The organism is Frateuria sp., from assembly GCF_013362045.1.
Taxonomy (GTDB): Bacteria; Pseudomonadota; Gammaproteobacteria; order Xanthomonadales; family Rhodanobacteraceae; genus Frateuria_A.
This window is the reverse complement of sequence record NZ_JABFWW010000216.1, coordinates 1-8,502: the sequence shown is the minus strand read 5'-3', so window position 1 is coordinate 8,502 and position 8,502 is coordinate 1. Positions and strand designations below refer to the sequence as shown.

At 67.8% G+C, this 8,502-nt stretch carries 7 protein-coding genes; 6 read left to right on the top strand and 1 reads right to left on the bottom strand.

The annotated features are described in order from the left end of the window. The 4 genes from HOQ08_RS10360 to HOQ08_RS10345 all read left to right on the top strand — a co-directional run. Positions 1-1,355 (top strand): aminopeptidase family protein P (locus tag HOQ08_RS10360; protein ID WP_291194163.1); only part of this gene is annotated, 1,355 nt, incomplete at its 5' end. Positions 1,356-1,434: 79 nt separating this feature from the next. After that, the gene (gene parE / locus HOQ08_RS10355; protein WP_291194160.1) at positions 1,435-3,324 is read left to right on the top strand and encodes a DNA topoisomerase IV subunit B; all 1,890 of its coding nucleotides are present in this window, start codon (positions 1,435-1,437) and stop codon (positions 3,322-3,324) included. Positions 3,325-3,327: 3 nt separating this feature from the next. Then, positions 3,328-3,969 (top strand): methyltransferase domain-containing protein, encoded by a 642-nt coding sequence (locus HOQ08_RS10350; protein WP_291194158.1) that lies wholly within the window; start codon positions 3,328-3,330, stop codon positions 3,967-3,969. A gap of 70 nt (positions 3,970-4,039) precedes the next feature. Beyond that, complete coding sequence (locus HOQ08_RS10345) at positions 4,040-4,573, top strand: 3-hydroxyanthranilate 3,4-dioxygenase (RefSeq protein ID WP_291194155.1); 534 nt, start codon at positions 4,040-4,042, stop codon at positions 4,571-4,573. 60 nt (positions 4,574-4,633) lie between these two features. Here HOQ08_RS10345 and HOQ08_RS10340 read toward each other — a convergent pair whose 3' ends face one another. Further along, positions 4,634-5,185 (bottom strand): NUDIX hydrolase, encoded by a 552-nt coding sequence (locus HOQ08_RS10340; RefSeq protein WP_291194152.1) that lies wholly within the window; start codon positions 5,183-5,185, stop codon positions 4,634-4,636. Positions 5,186-5,357: 172 nt separating this feature from the next. On the opposite strand from HOQ08_RS10340, the gene HOQ08_RS10335 reads away from it, so the two are divergent. Together HOQ08_RS10335 and HOQ08_RS10330 are read left to right on the top strand one after the other, a co-directional pair. After that, complete coding sequence (locus HOQ08_RS10335) at positions 5,358-6,842, top strand: amino acid permease (protein WP_291194150.1); 1,485 nt, start codon at positions 5,358-5,360, stop codon at positions 6,840-6,842. A 73-nt stretch (positions 6,843-6,915) separates the two neighbouring features. Beyond that, positions 6,916-8,367: an amino acid permease gene (locus HOQ08_RS10330; protein WP_291194147.1), complete on the top strand. Its 1,452-nt coding sequence runs from the start codon at positions 6,916-6,918 to the stop codon at positions 8,365-8,367. Positions 8,368-8,502: the final 135 nt, after the last annotated feature.

Genomic DNA, 8,502 nt, shown 5'->3' with positions numbered 1-8,502 from the left:
GGGCGGACCGCCCCGCCCTGCCCAGGGCGGCGGTGTTCGAGCACGCGGCCGGCTACCCCGGTGCCTCGCGCGCGCAGAAGCTGGAGCGCCTGCGCGCAGCCTTGCGCCGCCAGCAGGCCACGCACCACCTGGTTTCCAGCCTGGACGACATCGCCTGGCTGACCAACCTGCGCGGCAGCGACGTGGAGTGCAACCCGGTGTTCCTCGCCCACCTGCTGGTCGAGACCGACGGCCCTGCCACGCTGTTCGTGGACCGCGGCAAGCTCTCGGACGCGCTGGTGGGCGCGCTCGCCGCCGACGGCATCCGCATCGCCGACTACGCCACGGTCACCGACGCACTCGGCGAACTGGGCACGGACGCGCGCCTGCTGCTCGACCCGGCGCGCGTGGTCTGTGCGGTGGCCGACGCCATCGGCAAGGACGCCGCGATCGTGGAAGCGGCCAATCCCTCGACCGCATCCAAGGCCCACAAGAGCGAATCCGAACTGGAGCATATCCGCGAGGCGATGCGCCGCGACGGCGCCGCGCTGGCGCGCGCCTTCCGCCGGCTGGAGGAGCGCCTGGCCGCCGGCATGATGCAGACCGAGCTGGACGTCGACACCTTGCTGCGCGAGGAACGCACGGCGCAGCCGGATTTCATCGGCGAGAGCTTCGCCACCATCGCCGGCTACCAGGCCAACGGCGCGCTGCCGCACTACCGCGCCACGCCCGAGGCGCACAGCACCCTGCAGCGCAAGGGCCTGCTGCTGGTCGACTCCGGCGGCCAGTACCTGGGCGGCACCACCGACATCACCCGCGTGCTGGCGCTGGGCGAGACCACCGCCGAACAGCGCCGCGACGCCACGCTGGTGATGAAGGGCCTGATCGCGCTTTCCCGCACGCGCTTTCCCAGGGGCGCCAGCGGTCCGCAGCTCGACGCGCTGGCACGCGCGCCGCTGTGGGCCAGCGGGCTGGATTACGGCCATGGCACAGGCCACGGCGTGGGTTACTTCCTCAACGTGCACGAAGGACCGCACTCGATCCGCCCGCCGGTGGCAGGCGGCGCGCTGGTGCCGCTGGAGCCCGGCATGATCACTTCGATCGAACCGGGCCTGTACAAACCCGCGCGCCACGGCATCCGCCACGAGAACCTGGCGGTGGTGGTGCAGGCGGACCAAACCGAGTTCGGCGAGTTCTACGCCTTCGAAACGCTGACGCTGTGCCCGTTCGACCGCCGCGCGCTGGAGCCGGGCCTGCTCAATCCGGAAGAACGCGCCTGGCTGGACGATTACCACGCGACCGTGCGGGCGGCGCTGGCGCCCTTGCTGGAGGATGCGGACCTGGCGTGGCTGGAGCGGCACTGCGCGCCGCTGTAGTTCCACGCCGGTCGCCCTTGACCGCTGCGCCCGCCTCTCGCCATCCTGCAACGCTTCCGTTCCCTGACCGACCCCACGCATGAGCAGTCGCTACAACGCCGCCGACATCGAAGTCCTCTCCGGACTCGATCCCGTCAAACGCCGCCCCGGCATGTACACCGACACCTCGCGCCCCAATCACCTGGCGCAGGAAGTCATCGACAACTCGGTGGACGAGGCGCTGGCCGGTCACGCCAAGGCCATCGAGGTGATGCTCCATACCGACGGCTCGGTGGAGGTCAGCGACGATGGCCGCGGCATGCCGGTGGACATCCACCCGGACGAAGGCGTGCCGGGCGTCGAGCTGATCCTCACCCGCCTGCACGCGGGCGGCAAGTTCAGCGGCAAGAACTACAACTTCTCCGGCGGCCTGCACGGCGTGGGCGTGTCGGTGGTGAACGCGCTGTCGCAACGGGTGGAAGTGACCATCCGCCGCGACGGCAGCGAATACCGCATGGCCTTCGAGCACGGCGACCGCGTCAGCGAGCTGGAAGTGATCGGCTCGGTGCCGAAGAAGAAGACCGGCACCACCGTGCGCTTCTGGGCCGACCCGAAATACTTCGACTCGCCGAAGATCTCGGTCCCGAAGCTCAAGCACCTGCTGCGCGCCAAGGCCGTGCTGTGCGCGGGCCTGAGCGTCAAGCTGGTCGACCAGGCCAGCGGCGAAACCAGCGAGTGGTACTACGAGGACGGCCTGCGCGACTACCTGCGCGGCGAGCTCGATGGCGCCGAGGCGATTCCGGCCGACCTGTTCGTGCACCACGTGGCGCGCGACACCGAAGGCCTGGACCTCGCCCTCACCTGGCTGCCCGAGGGCGAGCTGGTGCAGGAGAGCTACGTCAACCTGATCCCCACCGCGCAGGGCGGCACCCACGTCAACGGCCTGCGCACGGGCCTCACCAACGCCATCCGCGAGTTCTGCGACATCCGCAACCTGCTGCCGCGCGGCGTCAAGCTGGCGCCGGAGGATGTGTGGGAGCGCCTGGCCTTCGTGCTCTCGGCCAAGCTGCAGGACCCGCAGTTCGCCGGCCAGACCAAGGAGCGCCTGTCCTCGCGCAACGCCGCCGCGCTGTGCGAGAGCGTGGTGCACGACGCCTTCAGCCTGTGGCTCAACCAGCACGTGGACCTGGGCGAGAAGATCGCCCAGCTCGCCATCGAGCGCGCCAGCGCGCGCCTGAAGGCGGCCAAGCAGGTGGTGCGCAAGAAGATCACGCAGGGCCCGGCCCTGCCCGGCAAGCTGGCCGACTGCACCGCCACCGACCTCACTCGCACGGAACTGTTCCTGGTCGAGGGCGACTCCGCCGGCGGCAGCGCCAAGCAGGCGCGCGACAAGGAGTTCCAGGCGATTCTCCCGCTGCGCGGCAAGATCCTGAACACCTGGGAGGTGGAGTCCACCTCGGTGCTCGCCTCGGAGGAGGTACACAACCTCGCCGTGGCGATCGGCTGCGATCCAGGCAAGGACGATCTGACGGGCTTGCGCTATGGCAAGGTCGTCGTGCTGGCCGACGCCGATTCCGACGGCCTGCACATCGCCACCCTGCTATCGGCGCTGTTCCTGCGCCACTTCCCGGCGCTGGTGCGCGAGGGCCACGTGTTCGTGGCGATGCCGCCGCTGTTCCGCGTCGACGTGGGCAAGCAGGTCTTCTATTGCCTGGACGAGGCCGAGAAGCAATCGATGCTGCAAAAGATCGAGCGCGAGAAGATGAAGGGCGCGGTGTCGGTCACCCGCTTCAAGGGCCTGGGCGAGATGAACCCGGCGCAGTTGCGCGAGTCCACCATCCACCCCGACACCCGCCGCCTGGTGCAGCTCACCGTCGATGACGACGAGGCCACGGCGAAGCTCATGGACATGTTGCTGGCCAAGAAGCGCGCCGGCGACCGCAAGAGCTGGCTGGAGGAAAAGGGCGACCTGGCGACGCTGGAGGTCTGATCGGTGGAAACCAGCGACAGCCACCTCGATCTGGGCTGCGGCAAGTTTCCGCGCAATCCGTATGGCCGCTCCCGCCTGTGCGGCATCGACGTACGCCCCCCGCCTGCCGAGGCGGCGTTCGAATACCGCGTGGCCAACCTGGTGGTCGAACCGATTCCCTACGCCGACGACAGCTTCGCTTCCGTTTCGGCCTACGACTTCGTCGAGCACGTGCCGCGCGTCCTTCCCAGCGGCGATGGCCGCGGCACGATGTTTCCGTTCGTGCGTTTGATGGACGAGGTATGGCGCGTGCTGGTGCCGGGCGGGCGCTTCTACGCGCTCACCCCGGCCTGGCCGCACCCGGAGGCGTTCACCGATCCCACCCACGTCAACATCATCACCGACCGCACCCACGCCTATTTCTGCGGCGACAAGCCGATGGCGCGCATGTACGGCTTCGGCGGGCGCTTCCGGGCGCTGCGGGTCGACTGGGTGGACATCGTCGATGCCTACAGCGCATTGCCCGGGTCGCCGGAGAACCGCAAGCCGCACGGCCGGTTCAAGCGGTTCGCACGCAGCCTGCGCAGGCTGTCGCGCCGGCTGCGCGGCAAGCCGGAACGCCACCTGGTGTACCTGCGCTGGGAACTGGAGGCGGTCAAGGCCTGAGCACCGGCCGGGCGTTCCCCTGCGTACACCGCGGCGCTATCGTGGCGTCTCCTCCTGCGAGCGCACGCGCATGGCCCTGGCCCCTCCACTGAACCTGCAAGGCTGGATCGACGAGCACCGCCACCTGCTCAGGCCGCCGGTGGGCAACAAGTGCATCGTCGATGGCGACTTCATCGTGATGATCGTGGGCGGCCCCAACGCACGCACCGATTACCACTACGACGAAGGGCCCGAGTTCTTTTATCAGCTCGAAGGCGAGATGGTGCTCAGGCTGCAGGACGATGGCGCTGCGCGCGACGTTCCCATTCGCGCCGGCGAACTGTTCTATCTGCCCCCGCGCGTGCCGCACTCGCCCCAGCGCATGCCCGGCTCGGTGGGCCTGGTGATCGAGCGCCGCCGGCTGGCCGGCGAACAGGACGGCCTGCTGTGGTTCTGCGAGCGCTGCAACCACAAGCTGTACGAGGAGTACTTCACCCTCGACAGCATCGAGCGGGATTTCCCGCCGGTGTTCGAGCGCTTCTACCGCTCGCGCGAGGCCCGCACCTGCGATGCCTGCGGCCATCTCAATCCGGCCCCCGCGCGCTACGAATCGGACGTCCCATAGAGCAGGCTTCAGATCGCCCCCAGAGCCGCATCCGAAACGGCGGGCTGAAACCCGGCTCTACTAGGGAGTTCGGGCCAGCCAGCGCTGCGCCATGCGCCGCAACGACTCGTCCACTTGTGCGTCCTGCGCGATGGCGCGGATCGGCCGCCAGGCCAGTTCGAGGGACTCCTCGCTGACCGCGAATGCCTCGCTGCCGGTGGCACGCACGACGTAGCGCACGTCGTAATGCCAATGTGCCGGCTCGATACCGCGCGCAGGAATCAGGTGGCGGTCGAGATCGAAGATCGCCGGTTCGATCGCCAGATCGACCAGCCCGGACTCCTCTTGCGCCTCCCGCAACGCGACGCCCGCCAGGTCGCGCTCGCCATCGGCGTGGCCTCCCAATTGCAGCCATCGCTGCAGCTTGCGGTGGCGGGTGAGCAGCACCCGCCCGCCGTCGGCGCTGACCAGCCAGGCCGAACCGGTGAAGTGCCCCGGTGCATGGTCGCGCTCGAATACCTGCGCATCGCTGGCGAGGAACTGCAGGAAATCCTCGGTCGCGGGATCGTCGGGAACGACTTTCGCATGGCGGCGCAGCGCCTCGGCAAGATCGTCGGCAACGCAATGGATCATCGGTCGGCAGGCAAGGGAGCGGGCGCCGATTCTACGTCGCGCCGCCCTGGCGTGTGGCGCTTGTACCCCCAGTCACGCTCGGCTAAGGTTGCCCGTCACGTCGGCTCGACGCGTTGCCAACGCCAGGGGTCGAGGGGATGCAGCACGCCATCCGTCCTACGGGGAACCATTCATGCTCTTCAAGCGCGTCAAGCCGCTCGACCAGATTCTCGCCACCGCCGAAAAGAAGGCCCTCACCCGACAGCTAGGTCCGTTCCAGCTCACCATGCTGGGCATCGGCGCGATCATCGGCACCGGCATTTTCGTGCTCACCGCCGAAGCCGGCCAGAAGGCCGGTCCCGGCATGATGGTCTCCTTCGTGATCGCCGCCATCGTCTGCGCGCTGGCCGCACTGGCCTATGCCGAATTGGCCTCGATGGTGCCGGTTGCAGGCTCCGCCTATACCTATACATACGGCGTGATGGGTGAAGGGCTCGCCTGGATCGTGGGCTGGGCGCTGGTGCTGGAGTACACCATCGCCGCCAGCACCGTATGCGTGGGCTGGGCCGGCTACTTCAACGGCCTGCTCGCCAGTCGCGGCCTGGGACTGCCGATGTTCCTGCGGGTGGGTCCGCTCGATGGCGGCGGTTTCAACCTGTTCGCCTGCCTGATCGGCCTGGTGATCACCGGCCTGCTGGTCATCGGCACCAGCAAGTCGGCCAAGGTCAACGCCGTGCTGGTGCTGGTCAAGGTGATCGCCCTGACCGTATTCATCGTGATCGCGCTGCCGCGCGTCCAGGACGTCAACTTCCAGCCCTTCACGCCCAATGGCTGGGGCAGCCCCATGGGCGGCATCGGCGTGCTTGGCGCGGCGGCGTCGATCTTCTTCGCCTACGTGGGTTTCGATGCGATCTCCACCGCTGCGGAAGAAACCAAGAATCCCAACCGCAACATCCCGATCGGCCTGCTCGGTGCGCTCGGCGTGTGCACCGTGTACTACCTGCTGGTCAGCTACGGCGCGATCGGCGCCGTCGGTGCGCAGCCCGTGGTCGCCCCGGACGGCTCCGCGATCCAGCCGGGCACGCCGGCGATGGCCGCTGCCTGCCAGGCCTCCCAGGCGCTCGTCTGCAGCAAGGAGGCACTCGCCCACGCGGTGCGCCTGCTCGACCATCCGTGGTGGGGCAACTTCATCGGCGCCGCCGCCAGCCTCGCGCTGCCGTCGGTGATCCTGACGATGACCTACGGACAGACCCGCATCTTCTTCACCATGGCGCGCGACGGCCTGCTGCCGGACTCGCTGGCGAAGATCCACCCGCGCTTCCATACCCCGCATGTGATCACGCTGATCACCGGCACCTTCGTCTCGCTGTTCGGCGCCCTGTTCCCGGTGGGTGCGCTGGCGGACGTGACCAACTCCGGCACGTTGTTCGCCTTCATGATGGTGGCGCTGGGCGTGCTGATCCTGCGCGTCAAGCAGCCCCATCGCCCGCGTTCGTTCCGCACCCCCATGGCCTGGGTGGTCTGCCCGCTCGCCATCCTCGGTTGCCTGCTGCTGTTCCTCAACCTGTCGAAGGTCACCATGTACGTGTTCTTCGGCTGGGCCGCCGCCGGCCTGGTGGTCTACTACCTCTACGGCTACCGCAAGAGCCACCTGGCCAACGGCACCGAGCCCGCATAACGGCCGGGAGCCGCATATCCAATGAGCCCGCCGGCACGGTGAGAACCGTGCCGGCTTCATGTCCGGAACGCCCATGCTGAAGCAGTTGCTTGCCTGCAAGACCGATTTTTCCAACGCCGAAGACGGACATGGCCCGACCCTGCGCCGCACGCTCGGGCCATGGGGCCTGACGGCGCTGGGCATCGGTGCGGTGATCGGCGGCGGCATCTTCGTCATCACCGGCCAGGCAGCGGCCGAGCATGCCGGTCCGGCCGTGATACTGGCCTTCGTCATCGCGGCCATCTGCTGCAGCTTCACGGCGCTGTGCTATGCGGAATTCGCCACGCTGATCCCGATGTCGGGCAGTTCCTATTCCTACGCCTACGCCACGCTCGGCGAACTGGTGGCCTGGTTCATCGGCTGGAACATGGTGCTCGAGTACGGCGTGTCGGCCTCGGCGGTGGCGGTGAGCTGGACGGGCTACTTCGTGAGCCTGCTCGACCACATCGGCATCCACCTGCCGCCGGTCCTGACCAATGCGCCGCTGGCCTATCAGGGCGGCCACCTGGTGGCGACCGGTGCGCTGTTCAATCTGCCCGCCGTGGCCATCGTGCTTGCGCTGACCTGGCTGTGCTACGTCGGCATCCGGGAGTCGAGCGGCGCGAACGTGGCCATGGTGCTGCTCAAGGTCGGCCTGATCGTCGTGGTGATCGTCGCCGGCTGGAAATACGTGAACCCCGAACTCTGGCATCCGTTCATCCCGGCCAACGAAGGACCGGAGAAATACGGCTGGTCCGGCATCATGCGAGCATCGACCCTGGTGTTCTTCGCCTACATCGGCTTCGAGGCGACCTCGACCGCGGCGCAGGAAGCGAAGCATCCGCAGCGCGACCTGCCCATCGCGACGCTGGCCTCGCTGGCGATATGCACCGTGCTTTACGTCGGCATGGCGGCGGTGATCACGGGGCTGCTGCCGTTCGACCAACTGGCCACGTCCGAGCCGGTAGTCACCGCGGTCAAGGCGCATCCCGAACTGGAATGGCTGCGCTGGCTGGTCGAGATCGGTGCGCTGATCGGCCTGTCTTCGGTGATCCTGGTGATGATCATCGCGCAGCCGCGCATCTTCATGATCATGGGCCGCGACGGCCTGCTGCCGCCGGTGTTCGCGCGCATCCATCCGCGCTACCGCACGCCGCACATCAATACCGTGATCACCGGGCTCGGCATCGCGGCGCTGGCGGCGGTATTCCCGCTCGACGTGCTGGGCGACCTGGTCTCGATGGGCACATTGATCGCCTTCGTCGCCGTGTGCGCCGGCGTGCTGATACTGCGACGCACGCAACCCGACCTGCCGCGCACCTTCCGCGTGCCGTGGGCGCCGCTGACCTGCGTGCTCGGCGTGCTGAGCTGCCTGGCGTTGCTGTACTGGGAGAACTGGTACCAGTGGCTGATGCTGGGCATCTGGACCGTGATCGGCCTGGCGATCTACTTCGGCTACGGCCGCAGGCACAGCCAACTCCGCGGTTCGACCGCCGCCACCCCTTGAGCGTTTCGCGGAGTTCGCAGGCGAACGCGGGAGTTCGCGCATTTAACGAAAAATTTATAGAACTGGAACTGTCGGACGGCAGCCAAGTTTTTCGTCCAAGATGTTGATTACCAACAACTTAACGGAAGTTTTTCG

Coding starts and splice junctions, on each gene's coding strand:
- HOQ08_RS10335 (WP_291194150.1), top strand. CDS start 5,358: ATGCTCTTCAAGCGCGTCAAGCCGCTCGACCAGATTCTCGCCACCGCC.
- HOQ08_RS10330 (WP_291194147.1), top strand. CDS start 6,916: ATGCTGAAGCAGTTGCTTGCCTGCAAGACCGATTTTTCCAACGCCGAA.
- HOQ08_RS10345 (WP_291194155.1), top strand. CDS start 4,040: ATGGCCCTGGCCCCTCCACTGAACCTGCAAGGCTGGATCGACGAGCAC.
- HOQ08_RS10340 (WP_291194152.1), bottom strand. CDS start 5,185: ATGATCCATTGCGTTGCCGACGATCTTGCCGAGGCGCTGCGCCGCCAT.
- parE (WP_291194160.1), top strand. CDS start 1,435: ATGAGCAGTCGCTACAACGCCGCCGACATCGAAGTCCTCTCCGGACTC.